Annotated in this window: 27 protein-coding genes; all 27 read right to left on the bottom strand. The window is 61.6% G+C overall.

Going from position 1 to position 24484, the window contains the following annotated elements:
- Positions 1-18 precede the first annotated feature (18 nt).
- Positions 19-1395 (bottom strand): hypothetical protein, encoded by a 1377-nt coding sequence (locus VES88_06675; GenBank protein ID HYN81169.1) that lies wholly within the window; start codon positions 1393-1395, stop codon positions 19-21.
- The gene (gene lptC / locus VES88_06670; GenBank protein HYN81168.1) at positions 1392-1940 is read right to left on the bottom strand and encodes an LPS export ABC transporter periplasmic protein LptC; all 549 of its coding nucleotides are present in this window, start codon (positions 1938-1940) and stop codon (positions 1392-1394) included. Before lptC ends, VES88_06675 begins: the two co-directional genes overlap by 4 nt.
- Positions 1941-1945: 5 nt before the next feature.
- Positions 1946-2914 carry a KpsF/GutQ family sugar-phosphate isomerase gene (locus VES88_06665; GenBank protein ID HYN81167.1) on the bottom strand — a complete coding sequence of 323 codons (969 nt, stop codon included), beginning with the start codon at positions 2912-2914 and terminating at the stop codon, positions 1946-1948.
- A complete protein-coding gene (kdsA, locus tag VES88_06660; GenBank protein HYN81166.1) occupies positions 2911-3741 on the bottom strand; it encodes a 3-deoxy-8-phosphooctulonate synthase in 831 nt (276 codons plus the stop codon). The genes VES88_06665 and kdsA overlap by 4 nt, the downstream gene beginning before the upstream one ends.
- Entirely contained in the window at positions 3742-5406 is a 1665-nt protein-coding gene (locus tag VES88_06655) for a CTP synthase (GenBank protein ID HYN81165.1), read from the bottom strand. It abuts the gene before it with no gap.
- 3 nt (positions 5407-5409) lie between these two features.
- A complete protein-coding gene (gene kdsB, locus VES88_06650) occupies positions 5410-6162 on the bottom strand; it encodes a 3-deoxy-manno-octulosonate cytidylyltransferase (GenBank protein ID HYN81164.1) in 753 nt (250 codons plus the stop codon).
- Positions 6163-6256: 94 nt separating this feature from the next.
- Positions 6257-7489, bottom strand: coding sequence for a hypothetical protein (locus tag VES88_06645; GenBank protein HYN81163.1), 1233 nt, complete (start codon positions 7487-7489; stop codon positions 6257-6259).
- Entirely contained in the window at positions 7486-8061 is a 576-nt protein-coding gene (locus tag VES88_06640; protein HYN81162.1) for an aminodeoxychorismate/anthranilate synthase component II, read from the bottom strand. Before VES88_06640 ends, VES88_06645 begins: the two co-directional genes overlap by 4 nt.
- Entirely contained in the window at positions 8058-8987 is a 930-nt protein-coding gene (gene xerD, locus VES88_06635; protein HYN81161.1) for a site-specific tyrosine recombinase XerD, read from the bottom strand. The genes VES88_06640 and xerD overlap by 4 nt, the downstream gene beginning before the upstream one ends.
- Positions 8977-9603, bottom strand: a complete 627-nt coding sequence (locus tag VES88_06630) for a DedA family protein (GenBank protein HYN81160.1) — start codon at positions 9601-9603, stop codon at positions 8977-8979. Before VES88_06630 ends, xerD begins: the two co-directional genes overlap by 11 nt.
- Positions 9604-9658: 55 nt before the next feature.
- Complete coding sequence (ispF, locus tag VES88_06625; GenBank protein ID HYN81159.1) at positions 9659-10171, bottom strand: 2-C-methyl-D-erythritol 2,4-cyclodiphosphate synthase; 513 nt, start codon at positions 10169-10171, stop codon at positions 9659-9661.
- Positions 10161-11195 (bottom strand): cyclic dehypoxanthinyl futalosine synthase, encoded by a 1035-nt coding sequence (mqnC, locus tag VES88_06620; GenBank protein ID HYN81158.1) that lies wholly within the window; start codon positions 11193-11195, stop codon positions 10161-10163. The genes ispF and mqnC overlap by 11 nt, the downstream gene beginning before the upstream one ends.
- Positions 11195-12073 carry a menaquinone biosynthesis protein gene (locus VES88_06615; protein ID HYN81157.1) on the bottom strand — a complete coding sequence of 293 codons (879 nt, stop codon included), beginning with the start codon at positions 12071-12073 and terminating at the stop codon, positions 11195-11197. Before VES88_06615 ends, mqnC begins: the two co-directional genes overlap by 1 nt.
- A complete protein-coding gene (gene mqnE, locus VES88_06610) occupies positions 12070-13230 on the bottom strand; it encodes an aminofutalosine synthase MqnE (protein ID HYN81156.1) in 1161 nt (386 codons plus the stop codon). Before mqnE ends, VES88_06615 begins: the two co-directional genes overlap by 4 nt.
- A 3-nt stretch (positions 13231-13233) precedes the next feature.
- Entirely contained in the window at positions 13234-14478 is a 1245-nt protein-coding gene (gene fabF, locus VES88_06605; GenBank protein HYN81155.1) for a beta-ketoacyl-ACP synthase II, read from the bottom strand.
- Entirely contained in the window at positions 14478-14717 is a 240-nt protein-coding gene (locus tag VES88_06600; GenBank protein HYN81154.1) for an acyl carrier protein, read from the bottom strand. The genes fabF and VES88_06600 overlap by 1 nt, the downstream gene beginning before the upstream one ends.
- Positions 14718-14805: 88 nt before the next feature.
- Positions 14806-15543 (bottom strand): 3-oxoacyl-[acyl-carrier-protein] reductase, encoded by a 738-nt coding sequence (fabG, locus tag VES88_06595; protein HYN81153.1) that lies wholly within the window; start codon positions 15541-15543, stop codon positions 14806-14808.
- Positions 15543-16481 carry an ACP S-malonyltransferase gene (fabD, locus tag VES88_06590; GenBank protein HYN81152.1) on the bottom strand — a complete coding sequence of 313 codons (939 nt, stop codon included), beginning with the start codon at positions 16479-16481 and terminating at the stop codon, positions 15543-15545. Before fabD ends, fabG begins: the two co-directional genes overlap by 1 nt.
- Before the next feature lie 3 nt (positions 16482-16484).
- The gene (locus VES88_06585; GenBank protein HYN81151.1) at positions 16485-17474 is read right to left on the bottom strand and encodes a beta-ketoacyl-ACP synthase III; all 990 of its coding nucleotides are present in this window, start codon (positions 17472-17474) and stop codon (positions 16485-16487) included.
- Positions 17471-18508, bottom strand: coding sequence for a phosphate acyltransferase PlsX (gene plsX / locus VES88_06580; GenBank protein HYN81150.1), 1038 nt, complete (start codon positions 18506-18508; stop codon positions 17471-17473). The genes VES88_06585 and plsX overlap by 4 nt, the downstream gene beginning before the upstream one ends.
- Before the next feature lie 2 nt (positions 18509-18510).
- Complete coding sequence (gene rpmF, locus VES88_06575; GenBank protein ID HYN81149.1) at positions 18511-18693, bottom strand: 50S ribosomal protein L32; 183 nt, start codon at positions 18691-18693, stop codon at positions 18511-18513.
- A gap of 27 nt (positions 18694-18720) precedes the next feature.
- Entirely contained in the window at positions 18721-19233 is a 513-nt protein-coding gene (locus VES88_06570; GenBank protein HYN81148.1) for a DUF177 domain-containing protein, read from the bottom strand.
- Between the two features lie 55 nt (positions 19234-19288).
- On the bottom strand, positions 19289-19717 hold the full coding sequence (gene ndk, locus VES88_06565; GenBank protein HYN81147.1) for a nucleoside-diphosphate kinase: 429 nt from the start codon (positions 19715-19717) through the stop codon (positions 19289-19291).
- Positions 19718-19746: 29 nt separating this feature from the next.
- Positions 19747-20607 (bottom strand): succinate--CoA ligase subunit alpha, encoded by an 861-nt coding sequence (gene sucD / locus VES88_06560; GenBank protein ID HYN81146.1) that lies wholly within the window; start codon positions 20605-20607, stop codon positions 19747-19749.
- Positions 20604-21746 carry an ADP-forming succinate--CoA ligase subunit beta gene (sucC, locus tag VES88_06555; protein ID HYN81145.1) on the bottom strand — a complete coding sequence of 381 codons (1143 nt, stop codon included), beginning with the start codon at positions 21744-21746 and terminating at the stop codon, positions 20604-20606. The genes sucD and sucC overlap by 4 nt, the downstream gene beginning before the upstream one ends.
- A 61-nt stretch (positions 21747-21807) precedes the next feature.
- Positions 21808-22755: a carbamate kinase gene (locus tag VES88_06550; GenBank protein ID HYN81144.1), complete on the bottom strand. Its 948-nt coding sequence runs from the start codon at positions 22753-22755 to the stop codon at positions 21808-21810.
- Positions 22748-24484 carry a UPF0182 family protein gene (locus tag VES88_06545; protein HYN81143.1) on the bottom strand — a complete coding sequence of 579 codons (1737 nt, stop codon included), beginning with the start codon at positions 24482-24484 and terminating at the stop codon, positions 22748-22750. The genes VES88_06550 and VES88_06545 overlap by 8 nt, the downstream gene beginning before the upstream one ends.

Here is a 24484-nt window from a genome sequence, read left to right as displayed (position 1 = left end):
TGCGACGGCGTCACTGGATTATCGGATACGCCCGGGAGTAACGCTCGATGCCGGCGGAGTGGCGCGGCCAGCGCCGGGAGATGCGCTACCTGCGGCCGGGGTAACCGGCACGGCCGAAGGCAGTGGCTCTATGTACACTCCGGACGCCTGCTCGAACACTTCGACCCGCGTGACTTCCCGGTTGGCGAAGAGCACAGTGATGACTTTGCCTTTCACGTAGTTGATGTTGGGCAGCGTGCGCACGCGGGTATCGGCGGCGAGCTGGTGAAACGACGTCGCGTTCCCGGTTGCCACGATTCGCCGCGGCTGCGGCCTTGTCGTAGTGTCGTTCGCTGCAAGGCTGTCGAACTGAGCGATGATGGTGTCCCCGCGCATCCAGTCGCGCTCGGTCGAGACGACGTGAACCGTATCCGGATGGCTGCTCGCGTACGCATTGCGTACCGCTCTGACTTCGCGCACACGTTGCCCGGGCATGATGACATCGATCGAATCAGCTGTGATCTCGCGATCCGGCGAAATGGCTCGCGCTCGCTTTTTCCCCCAGGCGATAACCTCCTCCAGCTTGTCGTCTTTCAGTTTGAGATCGACGGTGTCGGCAACCAACTCGAGATCCTGACTGAGGGCATGACCATCCGGGGCGGCGATCACTTCCTGCAGAACGCGATTGGTGGAAAACAGATCGATCACTCCGCCACGCAGCGTGAACGGCCTCTCTCCCTTGCTTACGACCGATGGTGAGCGCATCAGCCGCGCGAACTCCCGCCGGCTGTCGAGAAAAGCCGAGTCACCCTTTGCTATCACGTCCGGGCGTGTGATCACAACTGCGCCCGACGCGAACACGAGGTTCTCTCCCTCTGAGACGATCTGGTTCGCGACCACGTCGACTGGCGCTGCCGGCCGCCCGCTGTTGGTCCGCTCGACGAGCTTCATCGTCGGATGCCCGGTCGCCACTGCCTTCGCCAGCGGTCTCGACGCAGTTGAGCGGTAATAGTCGACGACTGGTCCGCGCATCGTGGTACCGCTCTGCAGCGCTACATTCACGTTCCCTTCCGCGCGCAACCGGTCCTCGAGCTGGTAATATGTCATTTTGTCGGAGTCCACGTTCGCCTTCGTCTCGCGATAGTGGACGTGTCCGATGAGATAGAGGACACTCTGATCGCCGAAGTACTCGGAGCTGTCGGCGATGATGGTATTGTCCTGTCCGCGGCAGCGGTACAGTACGCCACCGCCCTGCAAAATGTTGTACCTGCCGCTTGGGAGCTGGACAGCGGTAGTGCGTGTGTTTCCCGTCGGCGACTCATAGTCGAGCACGCACTCGCGCTGCGTCTGCGCCAGGAGTGCCGACGGAGCGGCAACGCACGCGAATCCAAGAACCGCGGTGAGGCGAGTTCTCACTGATCAGGAAGCAGGATAGTGCCGGTCGTCCCGCTCCTCGTCTTCAGGATACGGACGTTCTGCATGTTTGGATCGGATCGAAAGCCGATTCCTGCCACGCTTCGGCCGGGCTCAGTCATCACGAAGGCGCTGTCGCTCGAGATCTCATTGGCCACCTGATCGTACTTGAGCTCCTGACTCTCGAGGCGACGGCCCTCCTCGGTGACGACGACGACGCTGTCCCGCGCGGTCATGTTTCCTGTGCGGCTCAGGTACGTTCCCCGCCGCGATGTGAGATAGGCGTCGCGAGCTCCGGTGGTAGTGAAGAACGTCAGGCCGATATTGCGAAGCTCTACCCGCGTGTTGTCGTCGAAGAAAAAGGCCGTGTCGGCCTCGAGCTCGGCCCGTGACAAGCCCTGATCGTTCAGCTTGAACCGAACCTTGAATCCCACCTGGTCAGCGGAGTCGACAAGCGGCGACCCGCCGACCACAGGCGGCTGCGCCTTGTCGTCACAACCGATAAGCACGCCGGCGGCAAACAGTATTGCTGCAACGATGAGTTCCATTGGCTTCATACCACTCCCGCCCGCATCAGGTCATGCAGATGAACGACGCCGACAAGCCGGCGGTCGCTCTCGACCACGGGCATCGAGATTATTCCGTGCTGCTCCATTCGGTACACAACCGCGCTGGCGAGCTCGTCGGCCTCAGCCAATTTCGGCTTCGCGGTCATGACCTCGGTGACCGTGATCGGAAAGACGTTCTCTTCCCGCTCCATCAGACGCGTCAGGTCCCCCGAAGTGATAACCCCGAGCACGTCGTCTTGCTCCCCCGTAATCACGGCAATTCCGCGTTTTTCCGCCAACTGGACCACTGCCTCACGCATGGTCGCGGACGCCGGAAGCGCCGGCACGAGCTTCCCAGTGACCATTACGTCACGCACTTTGGTCAGGAGCCTGCGGCCAAGGGCACCGCCCGGATGGAGCCGGGCAAAATCGTTGGCGTTGAACCCCTTTTGCTCGAGCAGCGCGACCGCCAGCGCATCGCCGAGCGCCAGTGCCACCGTGGTGCTGGTAGTTGGCGCCAGATCATGGACGCATGCTTCTTCGCTGACCCACCCGTCCAGGTGAATGTCAGTGTGCTTGGCAAGAGTCGACCCATCGTTGCCGGTGATCGCGATCGTGCAAACTCCAAGGCGCTTGAGGTGATCGAGAAGATCGACCATCTCATGCGACTCGCCGCTCTTTGAAATCAGAATTGCGACGTCGGACGCGCCGACGATTCCCAGGTCGCCGTGCAGGCTCTCTGCCGGGTGAAGGAAGGTTGCCGGGGTGCCGGTGGAGGTCAGCGTCGCAGCGATCTTTCTCCCGATGAGCCCGGACTTTCCGACTCCAGCGACGATCGCTCGACCGGTCGATTTCGCGAGCGCCTCGACAGCGCGCGCGAAGTCTTCGCCGAGTCGCTTCTCCGTTTCGGCGAGCGCCTCCCTCTCCATGCGGATGACCCGACGCCCACGCTCGAGGATCTCTGACTGTTTCACGGCTGAGCCCTTTCCCAGATTCCAACGATTCGCTCGAGAAGTCGCTCGAGATCGGAGAGCGGCAACATATTCGGCCCGTCACTCGGAGCGTTGTCCGGGTCCGGGTGGGTCTCGATGAAGATCCCCTGCGCGCCTGCCGCTACAGCAGCCATCGCGAGATGAGGAATGAACTCCCTCGTCCCGCCGCTTGAGCCGCCGGCGCCCAGGCCGGGACGCTGAACACTGTGTGTGGCGTCGAAGATGACCGGTACTTCGCAGGTTTCGCGCAATCTCGTGAAAGACCGCATGTCAACGACGAGATCGCCGTAGCCGAAGAACGTCCCGCGCTCCGTCACCGCGATCTCGTCGCTAACGCCTAAGGCCGCGCCGCTGGCCGGCCGTGCTCCACGAACCTTGTCGACAGCGCCTCGCATAGCTTCGGGATGAAGCCATTGGCCCTTCTTCACGTTGACGGGCCTGCCAGTAGCCCCCGCAGCATGCAGCAGATCAGTCTGACGGCAGAGAAAGGCCGGAATCTGCAGCGCGTCCACGACCTCGGCGACGCGTGAGCATTGGTCGGGAAGATGCACGTCGGTCAGGACGCGCAAACCTGTCTCCGCGCGCACGCGCCCGAGCGCGTCCAGACCGCGATCTGTCCCCGGGCCGCGAGCGGCGTCCGCGTTCGATCTGTTCGCCTTGTCGAAGCTCGCCTTGAAGACGATTCCACCCGGCACACCTGACTGGAGGCGCGCCAGCTCTGTGGCGACGCGCATGTTGAGCGCATCGTCTTCGACGACACAAGGACCGGCGATGACGAACAGCCGGTCCGGCGGGAAGAGCGGGTCCACCTATTCCGCTGTCTCGAGCACTGCGCGGCGCCGCTCGGTGCGGGCTTTTCTGGCCTCGGTCGCTGCGGCTATGAAGCTGGCGAACAGTGGATGCGGCCGGGTTGGACGGGACTGAAGCTCTGGATGGAACTGGCAGCCGATGAACCACGGGTGCGTCTGAAGCTCGACGATTTCGACAAGCGATCCGTCCGGCGACAGTCCGCTCAAGGTGAGACCATGCTCGACGAATCGGTCGCGATAAGCGTTGGAAACCTCATATCGGTGCCGATGCCGCTCGCTGACCTGCGGAACACCATAGATGGTCGCGGCGCGAGTGCCGACGCCCAGCCTGCACGGGTAGGCGCCGAGCCGCATCGTTCCACCCATATCCGTCAGATGCTGCTGAGATTCCATGAGTGAGATCACCGGATCGGCGCACTCCGGAGCGAATTCGCTGGAGTGGCTGTCGTCGAGCCCGATCACATTCCGTGCGAACTCGATGATCGCGCTCTGCATGCCAAGACAGATGCCGAAGAACGGCAGCCCTGACTCGCGCGCGTAGCGAATCGCCTCGAGCATACCTTCAACGCCGCGTACGCCGAAGCCACCGGGAACCAGAACGCCGTGAAAATCCGCCAGCAGCTCCCGAGTGCGCGCGCGGTCGGTGAACATGTCACTCGCCAGCCAGGAGATGTCCACGCCCACGTCGTTGGCAATTCCGCCGTGAATCAGCGCTTCCTGAACGCTCTTGTACGAGTCGACGAGCTCAGTGTACTTGCCGATCACGGCGATTTTCACCCGGCTCGTGGGATCGACAATGCTTTGAACCATCCGCCGCCAACGAGAGAGATCGGGCGCTTTGCGGCCGAGCAGACCCAGGCGGTACATCACGCGCTCATCGAGACCCTGTTCGTGGAAATCGAGCGGGATCTGGTAGATCGTCGGCGCATCGCGGCTTTCGACCACTGCACCGAACTCGACGTTGCAGAAGAGCGCGATCTTCCGCTTCACTTCCTCGGATAGGGCGCGCTCGCTGCGACAGATGAGTATGTCGGGCTGAATTCCGATTTCCATCAGCTCTCGAACCGAATGCTGCGTAGGCTTTGTTTTTACCTCGCCGGCGGCGGCGATGAACGGAACGAGCGTGAGGTGAATGAAGATTGCGTTCTCGCGACCGATCTCGTGTCGAAACTGACGAATCGCCTCCAGGAACGGCAGCGACTCGATGTCACCGACTGTTCCACCTATCTCGATGATTACGACGTCGCTCTCCGGAGCAAGCCGCTTCATCGCGGCCTTTATCTCATCCGTGACGTGAGGAATCACTTGCACTGTCGAGCCTAAGTACTCTCCACGCCGCTCTTTCGTGATGACGTTCAGATAAATCCGGCCGGTTGTGACGTTGTTGGCCTGAGCCAGCGACCGGTCGATGAAACGCTCGTAATGTCCGAGATCCAGATCGGTCTCCGCCCCGTCGTCGGTGACGAACACCTCTCCGTGCTGAAACGGAGACATCGTTCCCGGATCCACGTTCAGGTATGGATCGAACTTCATTATCGTCACGCGCATCCCGCGCTCGACGAGCAGCCTGCCGATCGACGCCGCAGCGATTCCCTTGCCGAGGGACGAGACGACGCCTCCGGTGACGAAGATGTACCGTGTCTGTTGACTCGGATTCAGCTGCATGCTCTATTGTCCCGCGATGAAAGCGTCCCACCGCGCATTGGCGCGGCTCAAGTCGTCCTCGGTGTCTATTCCCGCGGCCGGTGGCTCGTCGACGATCGCAACTCCCATCGGGATTCCGGCGGCAAGCGGCCTCAGCTGCTCGAGTCGCTCGGTTACCTCCAGCTCGTGCGGAGGAAGAGCGACCCATTTCTCGAGAGCGTCACGCGAGTAGGCGTATACTCCGATATGCTGTAACGGCTGAATTGTGGCAGATCCAGCGCCATCTCTTGGAAATGGTATTGCGGCGCGCGAGAAATACATCGCCCTCGAATCGTCGGCGCAAACGACCTTCACGATGCTGGGATTCTCGGCGATCTCCCACGAAGCGCGCGAAGCCGCGGTTCCAAGTGGAAAAGCTCCGGACGAGACCATTCTTGCTGCTCCGTCCACGGCGCCTCGTCCGATAAACGGCTCATCCCCCTGCACGTTCACCAAAGTCGTGCAGCGCGCGAACGCCGGCTGCCGCGCGACTTCTGCTACTCGCTCGGTGCCGGACTGGTGCGAGCTGCTCGTCATGACGCACTCAGCGCCGGCATCGCGCGCCGCCTCTGCTACTTCCTCGCTGTCAGTAGCGACTACGCAAGCGTCGGCGATCTTCATTGCGGAGACGCGCTGCCACACTCTGACGATGAGTGGGACGCCGGCGAGGAGGCGGAGCGGTTTGCGGGGGAGTCTCACCGCTGCGAGGCGCGCCGGAATCACCACTAGCGTCCTCACCCACCATCCAAATTCGCGCGGCCGGATGCAAAAGTCACGCCATTGAATATAGACCTTTCAGTCGCGACGAGCAAACAAAACCGCGCGTCAGAGTTTACAGCGATAGCGACAAACTGACCGAGAACGCGGTTTTATGCGTGAAAGGAGTCTCATTGTAGTTCGGATCGATGTGATACTCGACTTTCAGAAAGCGCACTCCCGCGCCGACTCCGATGTTCTGAATGAATTCCGGTAGCTCCGCCACACCAGCCGATCCGGTGGCGTAGCGGAGGCTTACGATTGGATTGCCCACCAGTGGCAGCTGGACCCGCGGGATAGGAATCGAGTATTCACCCTCGACGAACACGAGCCTGTCGCCACCGAGTGCGATAAGATCGACCGTTGCAAGCGTACCCGCTCCGCCGAGGTAGCCATACCGTTGCGCAGGTGCCGACGCTCCAGCCATAAACAGAGCGTGGCCACGAAACGCAAAACTCTGCTCTCCGAACGTCAGAAAGGACGCTTTGCTTCCAATCGTAAACTGCGTGAAGTCGCCGTCAATATTGGACACGGAGCGGTTACCACTTACGTACGACGATGGGGGACCGTCAAACGCGTGCTCCACTCCAACATCGAGATTCGCCTTTACGTCCTCCCGCTCATAATCCGTCTTCAACCTGCCAAGTATCGAGCTGACGTGGCCCTCCACAATGGCCGGGTTGGGCCGCCGCAACTTCAGCGAATCACTTTCGTTCAGCAGGCTCCACGGTGCATTCGTATGGCGCACTGGCGAGCCGGTAGACCAGTCGTTCTCGGTCTGCACTCCAATCGATGGAGTGAACACGATGGCGTTCGCCACGAAATCGTGCGCGACGGTCGCCCAACCCCGATCGGCCCGAAAATAGTTCCTGGCGTCGCTGCCCACCGCAAGCGCGGCGAGGGAGTTCACAAGATCTGATCGAATCCATGCATCATTGGTGAACGTCCCTCGGCCGCCCGCGATCTCGACCCGCGTTCCAGCCATCGGAGCAATCTGAACTCTGACGAACGGGTCGAACTTCCCGATGTGCGAGCGATACGTAACCGTTGGGTCGACGCGAATGCGGTCGTTCGCAAGCGAGATCAAGGGGCCCCACGGGATTACGAGACCATCGACTCGATTGTACATCGGAACGCGGACGCCAATTCCCTGGGGGAGCGATATCGGACTCTCGCGGTACTCGACGTAACTCGTGTCTGCGGCCTGGCCCGGCGTGGTCCCCTGCGCTGCCAGCGGGGCCGCCAATGCAAAAGCCGCGGCGAAAAACAGCGGCTTGGTAATGCGGGTGCGCAATTTGGAGTGGATCATCCTGCCAGTGAAAGAAAGTTTTTGATAAGGTCCTTGCCGTGGTCGGTCATCACCGATTCTGGATGGAACTGAACGCCCCAGACTGGATGCTCCAGATGCCGCACGGCATGGATCTCGGAATGGTCATCCTCACTCCAGGCAATCACCTCGAGGCTCCCCGGCAGCGACTCGCGCTCGACGATGAGAGAATGATAGCGCATTACCTGTAACGGCGAAGGCATGCCGTGAAACAGTGCTTTACGCTCGTGCAGAATCGAGGATGTCTTCCCATGCATCAGCCGCGGTGCAGGTACCACGTTGCCGCCATACGCCTCCGCAATTGCCTGATGACCGAGGCACACACCCAGCATGGGGATCGAGCTCCCCCACCGCTGCACGAGGGGCACGGTTATCCCGGCGTCGGCCGGTTTTCCGGGACCTGGCGAGATCACGATCGCCTGTGGACTCAGCGACTCCACGTCGTCGACCGTCATTTCGTCGTTGCGCCGAACCACGGGCTCTGCACCGAGCTCCCCGAGATACTGCACCAGGTTATAGGTGAAAGAATCGTAGTTGTCGATTACAAGTATCACGCGCGTGGATGAAATTGACGGTGAACGGTGCGCAGATATTCACGGTCGACGTGCGTGTAAATCTGCGTTGTCGAAATATCGGCATGCCCAAGCATCTCCTGCACCGCACGAAGGTCAGCGCCACCTTCGAGAAGGTGAGTTGCAAACGAATGGCGGAGAGTGTGCGGAGACACACGCTTCGTGATGCCTGCCTGATCGACGTACTTGCGAAGAATCTTCCACGCTCCCATCCGCGACAACGGCTCTCCCTTCGAGTTGAGGAACAGAATCCCCTTCCCTTTTCCGCGCTCGATTTTTGGCCTGAGCTCGCGCGTGTAGATAGCGACCGCTCCAATCGCCTTCCGACCGATAGGAACAACCCGCTCCTTGCCGCCCTTGCCGAACACGCGGACCAGCCGCTCGTCCATCAGGACATCGCGTACTCCCACGGTGATCCATTCCGAGACTCTGAGCCCGGCCCCGTAAGCGAGCTCGAGCATTGCCCGGTCGCGAAAGGCCAGCGGCTCGTCCAGCGACGGCGCCGCGATGAGACTCTCCACCTCCTGCACCGTCAGGACTTCGGGCAGCGTTCGCCAACGCTTCGGCGTCTCCAGCCTCTCGCTCGGATCGCGCACGAGATGACCCTCATCGAGCATGAAGCGGAAGTAGCTCCGAACGGCCGAGACGTTGCGCCGAATCGATGACGGAGCGAGTCCGAGATCCTTCAGATGATAGACGTACTCGCGGAGAGTCTTTGCGCCGACATTGCTTGGCGCACTCGCGCCCTTCAGCCGCGCAAACGTCGCGAACCGAGCGAGGTCACGCAGGTATGCTTCGTCGGTGCGCGCCGAGGCCCCCTTCTCCACGGCGAGAAAATCGTGGAAGCCCTCCAGATGGAAGGCGCGTGACAGCTCATCGGAGAGCTCGACTGTCGCGCTACGGCTCAAGTTTCTGCTTCCTTCGACGTCGCCACAGGTAAATGCCCAGCACCAGGATTGCCAGAACGATTACCGCCCCCCCGCCGACCATCTTTGTCGAGCGGAGTATGTACGCGTAAAGCGCGTCCCAATCGGATCCGGCCCGGAAAGCGACCCAGGTGAGAAACGCGAACCAGATTCCCGAAGCACCCGCCACGGCAATTGCAACCGGAATGGGCGGCAGCTTCATAGCTCCAGCCAATGGCGGCACCAAGGACCGCACCGCCGGCAGGAAGCGGCTCACGAAAAGCGCGGGAAGACCAAACCGCCCGTAGAGCTCCATGAAGCGCACCTCCGCGTTCCGCCCGACCCACCTCTCGAGACGAAGCAGAAACGGACCGGACCCGTATCGGCGCCCGATGTAATACGTGAGCGTCGCGCCGGCGAGGTTGCCGAGCCACGCAGAGAGGAATGAGGAATAAGGATCGCCCGTCCCGCGTGCCGCGAGGAAACTGCCGAATGCGACCACGGCGTCTGCGGGAAACGGCGGAAAGATGTTCTCGATCGCCGAGATGACGGCGATGGACAGGTACAGAAGCGGCAGCGGCATGCCGCTGAGAGTATCGATGATCGACTGGATGTTCATGCGGCCTTGCCCGTTTCTTTCTCTGGTCCTGCCAACCGCGAGATCTTTGGCGACGTCACCCGGTCGATTCGGCCACCGTGGCCACCGTCGCCACCGCTATGCACGCAAGACCTTCGCCTCTGCCGATCCATCCCATCCCTTCATTCGTCTTGGCTTTGAGGCTGATTTCGGACGGCGAAATGCTCAGAGCACCAGAAAGAGATTCCTGAATGGCCGCGCGATGAGGCCCGATGCGCGGACGCTCAGCGATTACCGTGATGTCGGCGTGCACGACGAAAAATCCTTTGCTCTTCAAGCGCTCGACGGCGAGGGAAAGCATCTCCAGAGAATCCCGGTTCCTGTTAGCGGGGTCGGTATCCGGAAACATCGTGCCGATGTCGCCTTCGCAGGCAGCGCCGAGCAGTGCGTCAGTAACCGCATGCGCGACCGCGTCAGCGTCGGAGTGCCCCTCCAGACCAACTTCCGATGGGATTGTTACGCCGCCGAGGATGAGAGCGCGGCCGGGTGCGAAGCGGTGCGAATCGTAGCCGATGCCGGTGCGAGCGATGGGCGGTCGCTCAGGCGGCATGCGCCGCGGACTCGATGAGCGAGTAGTCCTGGCGTCGGCGCACGGGTCTGAATCCGGCGTCAGAAATGAGGCGCTCCATCTCCTCTGTCGAGGTTCGATGCGTCGTGTTCGCCGCGGACACGACGTTCTCCTCGATCATCAACGACCCGAAGTCGTTGCATCCGAAGCGGAGCGCGATCTGCCCGATCTTCATTCCCATCGTCACCCAGCTCGACTGCAGGTTCGGAACGTTGTCGAGGACGATCCGTGCGATGGCCACAGTACGGAGATACTCGTCGGCGCCGGTCTTCGGCTGATTCGACATCGTCGGCGTGTTCTCGGGCTGGAGCGGCCAGCAGATGAACGCTGTAAATCCGGCCGTCCGCGCCTGCACTTCACGGACGCGCTCCAGATGCTCCATCCGCTCGGCGAGAGTCTCGCCAATGCCGTACATCATCGTGACCGAAGTTTTCATTCCCTCGCCGTGCGCGAGCTCCATGATCTCGAGCCACCTGTCTGCGCCGGCCTTCTTGCGCGCGACGATGTCGCGCACTCGCTGCACGAGAATCTCCCCTCCGCCGCCCGGGATCGAATCGAGGCCGGCGGCACGAAGCGCGCGAATGACGTCGATCGCCTCCATCCGGAACAGCTTTGCGAAAAAGTCCACCTCGCTCGGGCTGAACCCGTGAATGTGAATCGGATGGTTGTGCTTGATGTACTGCATCAGATCCAGATACCACTGAAACGGGATGTACGGATTGTGGCCGCCCTGAATCAGTATCTGTACTGCGCCGAGGGCCTTGGCTTCGTCGATCTTGGCGCCGATCTGCTCGAATGAGAGCGTGTAGCCTTCGCCGTGCTTCGGCCGCCTGTAGAAAGCGCAGAAGCCGCAATCGGCTACGCAGACATTCGTGTAGTTGATGTTTCGATCGATGATATACGAGACGATGTTGCCGGGATGCAGTCGCTCCCGGACGCGGTCTGCCTCCATTCCCAGCTCGACGAGCGGGGCATTGGCGTAGAAGTCGAGGAGGTCGCGCGCCATCACGCAGCCGGGAGGAATGTCAAAGTGCCATTGGGCACGCTGCCCCTCTCGACGAGACGACGATAAAACTCCGTGAGACCCGCGAGGTGCGGGTAAGACAGCCCGTAGTCGAGGCCTTCCAGGTATTCCTCGCATGCGCCGACGGTGACGCCCGTTGCTTGCGACGCCTGTCTGGCAAGCGTGCGTACATTGGCAATGCCCCAGTCTCGGGATGCGATGAGTCCGGCGTGCGCTGCAAGCGCGGCATCCACCGCCACGTTGCGTTGCGCAACCCACACGGCAAAGACGAATGGAAGTCCGGTCCACCGCTTCCACTCGTCGCCAAGGTCGTATGCGTATGGGTAATCGGGAATTGCTGCAAGTTGCGACCATTTGTCGGCGCGATGCGCTTCGGCAGCGGAGCTGCTTTCCAGCAGAAGTGCCGCGTCGCCGATGACGAGCCGGGCTTCGTGCTCTTCGGTGCCGAATCTTGCGACATCACTTATCTCTGCGTCTGTCGGTACGAAGAGCGGATGCGCGTGCCACACGTTGTCGAAAAGCAGCTCCAGGAGCGCCACACTCGTCATGGAGCTTCGGCTGACGAGCACGCGCCTCTGAGACAGCTCGGTCGCCGGCCGCTTCGAAAAGAGCATCACGCTTCGCACCGGCCCGTCGCAGGAGATCGCCAGATCGGGGAGCAGGAGGTAGCGACGCGAATCCCTCGCATACTCCACGGCGGAGACAACGCTCACGTCGAGCTTCCCGGCCGCCATCAAAGCGTTCAGCGCCGTCGGCACTCCATCGACGAGGTCTGCATCGATCCGGATCAGCCCGCGGTCGATGGCCCCGTAAACGGGATAGCAGTTGATGTACGGGATGCGGCCGATGGTCAAAGTCATGCCGCCGCCGCGTGCGGTCCGTCGAACGTCCGCAGGATGTTGTAGAACGAATCGCGCTCCGCCGGAATCTTCCCAGCGTCGCGGATCAATTTGAGCAGATCGTCGAGCCCGAGTCCCTGCGCCGTCGTTGCGCCAGCTTCATGGTAGATCTTCTCGCGTACGACCGTGCCCTCCAGATCATTGACTCCGAACGAGAGCGCAATCTGCGAGAGGAAAGGCGTAACCATGATCCAGTGCGTTTTGACGTGCTCGAAGTTGTCGAGGAAGAGCCGCCCCACTGCCAGATTTCTAAGGTCGTCGAACCCGGTCGTAGCCGTGCCCTCGCGGCCCAGCTCGATGCCGAGCGCATTGTTGTCCGGATGGTACGCGAGTGGGATGTACGCGAGGAAGCCGCCGGTCTCGTCCTGCAGAGATCTAAGAATTCCGAGATGCTCAACGCGGTCCTCGATCGTCTCGACGTGGCCGTAAAGCATCGTGCAGTTCGACCTGATTCCCAGCCGATGAGCCGTCCGGTGGACGGCGATCCAATCCTCGGCAGCGAGCTTCTTGTCCGCTATCTCCATTCTTACGCCGCGCCCGAATACCTCGGCGCCCCCGCCCGGCAAAGTGTCGAGGCCGGCTTCGCGCAGGGCGATCAAAACCTCCTCGATGGACATCTTCTCGATACGGGCGATGTGTGCAATCTCAACCGCCGTGAGGGCCTTGATGTGAACCTGCGGATGCCGCGTCTTGAGCTCCCGGAACATCTCGCTGTAGTAGTCGAGGCCCGCGTGCATATCGAGGCCGCCAACGATGTGGAACTCTTTCGTCAGGCCATTCCCCGCCACAGCCGCCTCGTCGAGCACCTGCTCGAGCGTGTATCGGTAAGCACCGTCCTCCTTGGGGAGCCGCGCGAAGGAACAGAAAACGCATGTCTTCCTGAGGTAGCAAACGTTGGTCGGGTTGATGTGTTGATTCGCGGCAAATGTCACGACGTCGCCGTGACGGAGCGCATTCACATGCGAAGCAAGTGCGCCGAGACCGAGGAGATCGGGAGAGCGAAACATGACTCCCGCGTCGTCGTCATTGAGTCGCGCGCCCGCGAGGACCTTCTCGCCAACCCTGCGAAGCGGCGCGTCCGAAACACGGGACAGATCGAATTCCGGCGAGCGCAGCATCGTCTAGTCGACGAATCGCTTCACGGCGAGCGTTGTATTGTGCCCGCCGAAGCCGAAGCTGTTGCTGAGGACACCCGTGACGTCGCGATCGATGGACTTGTTGGGCGTATAGTCGAGATCGCACTCGGGGTCGGGAGTCTCGTAATTGATGGTTGGAGGAATGACCCCCTCGCGTACCACCAGCGTGCTGATGATGAACTCGATCGCTCCAGCCGCTCCAAGCATGTGACCGGTCGCTCCCTTGGTGGAGCTGATGCTCACGGTCTTCGCAGCATCTCCGAACACCGCCTTGATTGCGGCAGTCTCGTTCAGGTCGTTGGCCGGCGTCGACGTTCCGTGGGCGTTGATGTACTGGATGTCTTCCACGGCAAATCCCGCATCTTTCATTGCCCGCTTCATGGCGCGCTGGGCGCCCTCGCCGTTTGGAGCCGGCGCGGTCAGGTGGTATGCATCTCCCGTCGCTCCATACCCGGCGACCTCGGCGTAAATCTTCGCGCCGCGTGCGCGCGCGTGCTCGAGCTCTTCCAGGATCACGATCCCCGAGCCTTCACCCATCACGAAGCCGTCGCGCGTCGCGTCGAAGGGACGCGAAGCTGTCTCGGGTGATTCGTTCCGCTCCGAAAGAGCTTTCATGTTCGCGAATCCGCCGATCGCCATCGGCGTCACAGTCGCTTCCGCTCCTCCGGTGATCATCACGTCGGCGTCGCCGTACTGGATGGTGCGGTAGGCATCACCAATTGCGTGAGCGCTCGTCGCACAAGCTGATACGGTGGCGTAGTTTGGGCCCTTGGCGTTGAACTGCATCGACACGATGCCGGCGGCGATGTCGGAGATGAACATCGGGATGAAGAAAGGAGAGATCTTTCCCGGTCCACGCTGCCGGTAGACATCGTGCTGCTCCTCGAAAATCTTGAGACCGCCGATGCCGCTCCCGATTATCACGCCGATACGGTCGGGGTCCATTCCGTTCTGCACCGCGAGACCGGCGTGTGTCATCGCCTGCTTCGCCGCACCGACTGCGTACTGGGTGAACTGGTCGGCGCGCTTGGCCTCCTTCCGATCCATGAACTCGAGGGGATCGAATCCTTTCACCTCACACGCAAAGCGGACCGGAAAGCCGGACGCGTCGAAGTGGGTGATTGGCGCGGCGCCTGATTTTCCATCCAGCAGGGCCTGCCAAGTCGTCGCCACGTCGTTACCAACGGGCGTAATCGCTCCCATGCCGGTGACGACGACCCTTCGCTTCATTACGCGGGAACTTTCGTATTCAGATAGCCCAGGGCGTCTCCGACGGTCCGCAGCTTCTCTGCATCCTCGTCAGGAATGTCGATATTGAACTCCTTCTCGAATTCCATGACGAGCTCGACGATGTCGAGACTGTCCGCCCCAAGGTCTTCGATGAAGCTGGCTTCATTGGTGAGCTTTTCACGCTCGACGCCGAGCTCCTTCTCGATGATGTCCTTGACCTTCTCAGAGTTGTCGGCCATCTCAAATTCCTCTTCGTGGTGGGTTGGGTCAGAAATATATCCAACTGACGTACTGACAGAAAGTTACGCCGCTGCGTTAGAGCGGCTTCTACATCACCATTCCGCCGTCGACAACGAGTACCTGGCCGGTGATGTACGACGCATAATCAGATGAAAGAAACGCAACTGCCTGAGCTACATCATCCGTTGATCCGAGACGGTCGAGCGGGATGGCGTCAATCAGGCCTTTACGGGCCTCCGCCGTCATCGCGTCTGTCATTTCGGTCTCGATGAAGCCCGGCGCGATGGCATTCACCAGAATGTTCCTGGATGCCAGCTCTTTCGCGACTGTCTTCGTTAAACCGATCAGCCCCGCCTTGCTCGCCGCGTAGTTTGCCTGGCCCTTGTTGCCAATGATCCCGACGACGCTCGAGATGTTTATGATCCTTCCCCACCGGCGCTTGATCATTCCTTTGCTCGCTGCGCGTATTGTCGCAAACGCGCCGCGAAGGTTTGCATCGAGCACCGCGTCCCAGTCCTCGTCCTTCAAACGCATGACTATGTTGTCCCGGGTCAATCCGGCGTTGTTGACGAGGATGTCCAGTGAGCCGAACGCGGCTTCAGTCTCCGCAACGAGCTGCGCGACCGCAGCCGAGTCGCTCACGTCGCACGCGAAGCCCATCGCCCCACCACCGAGCTCGGCCGCAACGGCGTCGGCCTTCTCCTTGTCTCGTCCAACCACGGCGACCCGGGCACCGCAGCTACCCAGCGTCGAGGCGATCGCGCGCCCGATTCCGCGCGTGCTGCCTGTGACGAGCGCGACTCTGTTCGAGAGATCGATCTCCATCAAGCCACCTTACTCATGAGCTTCTCGACTTCAGCCGGTGTTCCGCACGCCAACCCCCGCGCACCGGGCACGATCCGCGTCAGCAATCCAGTCAATACTGCTCCCGGGCCGAGCTCCACGAAAATCGGGTCCCGGAAGCGAGAAGCGATGTTGGTGATCTCCCCGGCCCACCGTACGGGCGAAGTGAGCTGCGTTGCGAGAAGCTCGCGCGCGTCGGCGGAGCTGCGCGACTCCTGCTCGGTCACGTTCGAGAAAACAGGAAAAGCGGGCTCCGCAAACGGCGTCGACGCCAGCGCCTGTCGAAGGCCGTCCTCGGCAGGCTTCATCAATGGCGAATGAAACGCACCGCTCACTGGAAGACGAACTGCGCGCTTCGCACCCGCCTCCTTTGCCAGCGCCATTACGCGCTCAACTCCACTCACTTCGCCGGACACGACGATCTGCTCCTCCGTATTGTAGTTCGCGGGTACGACGACTCCCGAAGTGCGGCTTGCCTGCTCGCAAAGTGATTCGATGGTCTGCTCGAGCTTGCCGAGAACAGCTGCCATCGCGCCGGGCCGGTTGAGCCCCTCCTCGTACATGAGCTGTCCGCGCCGGCGAACCAGTCTCACCGCATCCGCGAGCGTCGTCGCGTCGGCGGCGTGGTAGGCGGTGTGCTCGCCGAGTGAGTGGCCCGCGGCGGCGCAGACCGCGCTTCCGATCCGATTCCGAACGACACTCCACGCTGCGGCCCCGTGTGCAAGCAGCGCCGGCTGCGCGTTGTGCGTCAGCGTCAGCTCTTCGGCCGGGCCCTCGAAGCAGAGCTTGCTGAGCGAGAAGCCGAGAGCTTCGTCGACCTCCTCGAAAACCCGGCGCGCCTCCGGAAACTCCTCTGCGAGATCCTTACCCATCCCGGGCTTTTGCGAACCCTGGCCGGGGAACAGAAGGACGACGTCCACCTTCTAGAAGCGGATTATCATCGACGCCCAGGTGAAGCCGGCGCCGAAAGCGACAAGAAGGACGGTGCTTCCTTCGTGAATCTGACCGCGCTCGATTGCTTCGTCGATAGCGATTGGAATCGACGCCGACGACGTGTTGCCGAAGCGGTCGACATTGACGTAGACCTTTTCCATGGGAATGCCGGAGTGCTTGGCAGTCGCTTCGATGATGCGGACGTTGGCCTGATGCGGAATCAGAAGGTCAATGTCGTCACCGGTCAATCTTGCCGCGTCGAGAGCACGGTCAGCAGCATCGGACATCGACCTGACCGCGTGTTTGAAAACCTCCCTCCCGGCCATCCGCACGTAGTGGGTACGCTCGTCGAGCACCTGCTGCGAGAACTGATTTGTCGCCCCGCCCGCGGGGCGATACAGCAGGTCGGCGAGTTTTCCGTCACTCCGCATGTAGGCAGAGAGAATTCCCTTGCCCGTTTTCGCGCGCTGGAGAATCGCCGCGCCGGCCCCGTCTCCGAAGAGAACGCACGTCGCTCGATCCTTCCAGTCGACGATTGCGCTCATCTTCTCGGCGCCTACGACGAGAACCGTCTCGGACGTTCCAGAGGTAATCATCCCTTCGGCCACGGTCATCGCGTAGAGCCAGCCCGCACACGCAGCTCCAATATCGAAAGCAGCGGCGCGGCCTGCGCCGAGCTCGGCTTGAAGATCGACGGCAGTCGAAGGCAGCAGGCGGTCGGGCGTGGCTGTACTGAGAATGATGGTGTCGAGCTGTCCGGGGTGGACGTTGGCGCGCTCCATGGCTTTCCGTGCGGCGTCTGCAGCCATCGAACATGTCGTCTCGCCGTTGCGGGCGATGCGGCGCTCGACGATCCCCGACCGCTCGACAATCCACTCGTGCGACGTCTCGATTCCGATGGCTGCGAAGTCGTGATTCGTCATCACGCCTTCGGGAACGCCTCGACCGGTGCCCACCACCGCCGCGATAGGCCGCTTCACGCGACCTGTCCCGTGCCCGAGCCCGACACCAGGCCGAGCAGACGCTCTTCGATGTGCTCGTTCACGCGCGTCTCGACCGCACGCACTGCGACTTTCACTGCGTTCTTGATCGCCCGCGGCGAAGAGTTTCCATGACAGATGATGCTGACGCCACGAACGCCGAGCAATGGCGCTCCGCCGTAGGAAGTGGAATCAAGCGGGCCGAGCGCAGCCTCCAGCTTCCCTCTGTCGAACGATGGCACGTCGGTCAAAAGGCCGACGATCATCGGCATGACGGCCTCGTAGAACTTGAGCACGACATTGCCGACGAAGCCGTCGCATACGACGACGTCGATCGGCCCGCGGTCGCTTGCGCCGGCCGGAAGGTCACGACCTTCGACGTTGCCGTGAAAATTGAAGCCTGCGCTCTGGAACAGAGCGTATGCCGCTTTACTGGTGGTATTTCCCTTCTCCTTCTCTTCGCCGATGCTGAGGAGGCCAACCGCCGGCTTGTACCGGCCGAGCACGTATTCGGCGTAGACCGAACCGAGCCAGGCAAACTGCACGAGCTCGTTTGCGGAGCAGTCGACGTTTGCGCCGGAGTCGAGGAAAACGAGGGGCTTGCGCGCCGTTGGAAAAATCGTGGCGATCGCCGGCCGCGTGAGTCCGGCATGCCGCCCGAGTAGCAGTGCGGAGGCGGCCATCTGAGCGCCGGTGTTCCCCGCGGATACAAATGCGTCGGATTCAGCGTCCACCTGCAGCCTCAATCCGACCGACACGGTATTGTTCGATCCGCTCCGCAGCGCTGCGGTCGGCTTGTCGGACATCGCTATCGTATCCGGAGCGTCGACGATCGTGATCCGCTCGCGCACGTGCCGGCATCCCGCGAGCTCGCCTTCAAGCAGGGCGCTGAGCTGATTCTCAATGGACCTAGTGTGCCCGACGAGCTGCACGACGTGGTCGTGCTCGAGCTCTGTCAGAGCATGCAGCGCACCGGCGATAGGTGCCCTGGGAGCGAAGTCGCCCCCCATGGCGTCCAACGCGATGCGCGCCAACTCTATGCTTCCCTTGCTGCTACTCGCTGCTCACCGTCGTAATATCCGCACTCCTCACAAACGTGATGCGGACGCTTCATGCTCTGGCAGCGCGGACACTTCTGGATCGCAATCGAAGGCGCAATCTTGTGCGTGTTGCGCGCGCGTTTCTTCCTCTTCGAGGTACGTCGCTTCGGGACGGCCATTTGATATCAGGATAAAGTAGGTACGCTCTAGGAAAGGTCGTCGCGAATCGCGCGCAACTTTTCCCAGCGGCTGTCAATTGTCACTGGCTCGCAGTCGCAATCGGCCACGTTCCAGTCGGTTCCACACGTCGGGCAAATCCCCTTACAGTCCTCACGACATTGCACAAAGGCTGGCGCGGCGAGCAGCCAGGCTTCCCTGACGGCCGGCCTCATGTCGAGCTGGTGAGCCTGGGGATCGAAAGGAAAGACATCCGGATCGTCAGTCTCCTCCTCACCGGCGGCCGAGAAGATGAAATGCTCATCCTCCGACACCTCAACTCGCACGTCCTCCAGGCATCGCCGGCAAGGCATTTCGCTTGTGCCGCTCATTCGTCCGCTGAAATAGAAGCGGCCCGGACCTGCCGCTGAAAGCCGACCCTCGACATGGATCGGCCTCGCGGGGCGCATGTCTCGGGCCTCCCACACCGGATCGTCCGGTGAAACGGTGCCGTCCACATGCGCTGCCTGCGACTCCAGCGAGCGGATGTCAAATGACAGCATAAGTTCTTAAAACTAGCGACCTTAACCGCAAGGGAAAAGGCCGACGGCGCGCGCCCTAGCGCGCCTGAAGAAGCTCGGTTGCCGGGAAGAAGAACGCTACTTCGCGCTCCGCATTTTCGTCCGAATCGGAGGCGTGAATCGCGTTTCGCTCCTTCGATTCCGCGTACAGCTTGCGGACCGTACCCTCCTCCGCCTCGGCCGGATCGGTCGCTCCAATCGTCCGCCTGAGCGCCGCAACCGCGTCGTCGCGCTCCAGCACCATCGGCATGCACGCGCCTGAGGTCATGAAAGTCGTGAGCGGCCCAAAGAAGGGGCGCTCTTTGTGGACCGCGTAGAAAGCGCCGGCCTGCTCCTGAGTGAGTCGCAACACTCGCGACGCGACAATCTGAAATCCCGCGTCCTCGAGATGCGATATGATCTTGCCTGCTTTCCCGGAGGCGAAGGCATCCGGCTTGATTATAGAGAGAGTCCTGCTTCCAGCCATATCGTTGTCCTGTAGTGACTTGGTTATTGTTACCTGAGAAGTTGCACGACATCGATGGGCCGCCTTGCGACAGCGATTCCGTTCTTCTCGAAGGCTTCCATCTTCTCGGCCGCCGTGCCGGACGATCCCGAGATTATCGCGCCTGCGTGACCCATCCTGCGTCCCGGCGGAGCCGTCTGCCCCGCAATGAACCCGACCACCGGTTTGCTCATCTTTGCTTTCACGAATGCCGCTGCCTCCTGCTCGTCAGTGCCGCCGATCTCGCCGATCATGACGACAGCCTGGGTATCAGGATCGGCCTCGAAGGCCGCGAGGCAGTCGATGAAACTGGTCCCGTTTATCGGATCGCCTCCGATTCCGACACATGTCGTCTGTCCGAGGTTGGCCCTCGTCATCTGGAAGACAACCTCGTAGGTAAGCGTTCCGGAACGACTGACGAGCCCAATTGGCCCCGGCGTGCAAATCCTGCCGGGGATAATGCCGACCTTCGACTTTCCCGGAGAGATGAGGCCGGGACAATTCGGTCCGAGGAGCCTGGCGCCCTTCTCCCGCACGAATGGATAGACCTTCGTCATGTCGAGCACAGCGACGCCTTCGGTGATGCAGACGATGAAAGGAATTCCGGCATCTGCAGCCTCCATCATCGCGTCGGCCGCGAACATCGGTGGAACGTAGATGACCGATGCGTTTGCACCGGTCTCTGCTACTGCCTGCTCGACGGTGTTGAAGATCGGCACTGTTCCGTCGAACTTCTGCCCACCCTTTCCCGGGGTGACACCACCGACGACCCGGGTCCCGTACTCCATCATTTGCCGCGCGTGGAACGAGCCGTCGCGGCCGGTGATGCCCTGAACGATGAGCCGCGTGTCGTTATCGATGAATATGCTCACGCTGCTTTTCCCGTCGCGAGCGCCACTGCTTTCTGCACGGCTTCATCCATGTCGGTCATCGCGACGAACCCGTTCTCCTCGAGGATCTTCACCGCAATCTCTTCGTTGGTCCCCGTGAGCCGGATCACGATCGGCACTTTCAGAGGATTGAGCTTTGTCGCGGTCACTATTCCATTCGCTACATCGTCGGTGCGCGTTATTCCGCCGAATATGTTGAACAGGATTGCCTTCACATTCGGATCGGCGGTGATGATGCGCAGCGCGGCGACTACTTTTTCAGGATTGGAAGAGCCCCCGATGTCCAGGAAATTCGCGGGCTCCCCGCCGTAGTACTTCACGAGATCCATTGTTGCCATCGCGAGTCCAGCTCCGTTCACGACGCAGCCCACATTTCCGTCGAGCTTGATGAAGGTGAGGCTTGCATTGCGCGCTTCGACTTCGCTTGGCGCCTCCGCGGTTTCGTCGCGGAGCGCGGCAAGGTTCGGTAGACGATCGAGCTCGTTGTCGTCGACGACCATCTTTGCGTCGAGAGCAACGACATCTCCCGAGGGCGTCGTGACCAGCGGATTGATTTCAGCGAGGGACCCGCCGCTTGCGATGAAGGCCGAGTAAAGCTGCTGCATGATCTTCGCGGCAGCGCGCGCCTGCTTCACATCGTCGTACAGAAAAAAGCCGAGCTCCATTGCCTCGTAGGTGCGCAGTCCATACCGCGGGTCGACCGGGTGCCGCCGGATTTTCTCGGGCGTTTTTTCCGCCACTTCCTCGATGTCGATGCCGCCGGCCGGACTCACCATGAAAACAGGCCGCTTCGACGCGCGATCGACGATCACTCCTACGTACGCCTCAGTCGCGATTTCGGCCGCCGGGGTGACGAGAACTTTTTTCACTGGAAGATCTTTGATCGTCAGAGCAAGTATTCGGGCAGCAGCTTCGCGCGCTTCCTCTGGGGTTTTTGCGAGCTTCACGCCTCCGGCCTTTCCCCGCCCGCCCGCATGGACCTGCGCCTTGACCACCACTGTACCGCCGAATTTTCGGGCGATCTTCTCAGCTTCATCGGGAGTAGTGGCTACCTCGCCGGGCGGGATCGGGATGCCCGCTGCGCGAAAAATCTCTTTTGCCTGGTACTCGTGGATGTTCACCTAGATCGATTTCCTCATCAGATATGCTGTGGCATCTATGACGGATGAGCGCCGGGGGAACTTAACGGGCAATAGTGGTTCCCGCCCGACCATGAACTGCTTCCATTCCCTGATCCAACGCCGCAATGATTGCGCGGCCTCCGGTCTTGCTGACGAAGTCAGCAGCTGCGCGAACCTTGGGCGCCATGCTCCCTTCCCCGAACGCCTTCGCCGCGTCGAGCGATTGGGCTTCGGCAACAGTCATGGTGGAGAGCGCACGCTTCGCCGGCGTTCCCCAATCAGCGTACACGGCATCGACGCTGGTGAGAATCAACAGCAGCTCCGCGCCCAGCTCCGCGGCGAGCACCGCAGCAACCGCGTCCTTGTCGATGATTGCGTCAACACCCTCGAGGTTCTTCAGCGCATCGGTGTAAACCGGAACTCCGCCGCCGCCGCAGGCGATGACAATCGTTCCACTCTCGACCAGCGGCTTGATGATCTCCATGTCGTGAATGCCACGTGGAACCGGGCTCCCCACTACTCGGCGGTACATCCCGTTGGCATCCTGTTTCACCGAGTGCCCTTCGCCGATGAGCGCAGCGGCTCTGTCCTCGGGTATCGCATGTCCGATGAATTTCGACGGATTGAGCAACGCGCTGTCCGATGGATCTACCTGCACCTGCGTGACGATCGTCGTAACGGAACGAGCGATTCCGGCTTTGCGTAGCGCATTGTCGAGCGACTGCTGGATCATGTAGCCGATCCATCCTGCCGTTGCCGCGACGAGGACTCCCAGTGGCAGCGGCTCGACGTCGGCGCGCGCAACTTCGTTGCGGATGAGCTCATCACCAACCTGGGGTCCGTTGCCATGGACGACGCAGAGGTGCCATCCGTCGCGGGCGAGGTCCACGATTGCCGCGAGACTCTCGCGCGTATGACGGAACTGGTCGGCGATCGTCGACCGTTCGCCCGGCGGCGACAACGCGTTCCCTCCCAGCGCGACGACCGCCGTTCGCTGTCCATCACTCACGTCCGATCAACGCCCCAAGCGAGTCGTAAGCCGTCGCGAACGCGGTGAGGTTGCCGGATGCGAGTGCCTGCCGCATGCGCGCGTACAGCCGCGACACTTCGCGCCGAAAGACGCTGTCCGTGGGAGACGAGCGTGCGCCGCGTGGCCCTCCCGCCACACTCAGCGGATTGGCGGTGAGCGCGTCGAGAATGTCTGGGCCCCCGGCCCGGAACGTCGCCGGAAACCGCTCGCGCCACGCGACGGCGACCGGGTCGGGTGTCGCGCTCGAAACGAAAGACGTGCGGCCGGTCCTCGAGTTGACGAGAGCGGTTCCGGCGTGTCTGAAATAGGAGCGTTCTTCGCCGGCGAGAGTGAAATGCGCGCTCAGCGGATACGTCGCGGAGGCGGAATAGAGCTCCACCACCCACATGACAGTATCCCCCAGAAATGCGGGACTTACTCTGCTGCCCTGCGCAAAAACCGGTGCGAGCAATCGGACACGGTCGCGAACGTCTCGAATGCGGACGACTCGGGCCGTCGGCGGAAACGCACCCCAGATCAGATCCAGACGCTGTTCCGCCCAGGCATGAGCGAGACGGCTAAGTCCACTGCCGAGGGCTGGTGCGGGAATGGCGGCGGCCGGGCGCACGATTGCAGCGGTATGCGCACCCGGATAGACGAGCATCCTTTCCTTCTCTTCCTCGATGAGTCCTGCAGAACGCGCCGAGTCTCCGAAACTGGAAAAGCGGGTGATTTCGGTCGGCGCACCTGGAGACCGCGGACCTTCGCCGTAAGCGCGCCGCGTGAACGCTGCCCTCGTGGCTGCATAGGGCTGCTGCTGGCTCGTATCAACGCTCGAGGCCGCGAACCTCCGCGCGACCGAAGGAAGAACGAGGTCGAGGGCGATCGAGAAAACGAGAACTGCGCTTATCGTGAAGAAGATGGTCCTCAGCTGACCAGTCCACCCGCTGACGAGAACCAGCGCTGCCGCCGCGACGGTGACCACCGACAGCGACAGATACGCTGGGATGAGCCACTGATGGTCGATGTAGGAGAACATTCCGTTCACGCCGGTTCCATCGATCAGCAGACGATAGCCGGCGAGGCGGTAATTCCAAGCCGTGATCAGCAGAAACAACGCGCCGAGTACCGCCAGGTGTCTGCGCACGTGAACCGACAATCGGAACGCGCCCCTTTCCCAGCGCAGGCTCGGCGTCAGCGCATAGAGTCCAATGACTGCGGCGGACACACTGACGAGCACGGTGAGCACCCACGTATACGCGCTGAGCTCCAGCGGCAGCCACGCGACGTAGAAGCTCAAATCCATGCGGAAAAACGGATCTCTCTCGCCGAACAGGACCCCCGTTTTAATCAGAGCGAGATGTTCCCAGCGAGGGACCACAATCGCGGCGAGAAGCGCAACGACCAGCGACAGGATCAGCACTCCCCTGTCGAGATACCGCGCCGGTACCGCCTCGCCAAACTCCACGTTTCCCAGTCGCCGTGGGAAAGCCAGTGAGACGATGCTCCGGCGAATGGCGAAGAGGTTGATCAGGGCGAAAATGCCGGCCACCGCGGCGGAAACAGTGTGGATCATGGCGACGTCGCGCGCCCGCTCGCTCCACAGCGCGGATGCACCGAGAGCGCTGTACCAGCTGTAATCGGCGTAAACCACCGCCAGAATGCGGCCGAGGAGGAGAACTGCCGCAGCAGCGGCGAGCCCTAAGAGGAGCCGCCGCCCCGGCGTCAT

It is taken from the genome of Gemmatimonadaceae bacterium (assembly GCA_035633115.1).
Taxonomy (GTDB): Bacteria; Gemmatimonadota; Gemmatimonadetes; order Gemmatimonadales; family Gemmatimonadaceae; genus UBA4720.
This window is presented reverse-complemented; position numbering and strand designations above follow the sequence as displayed.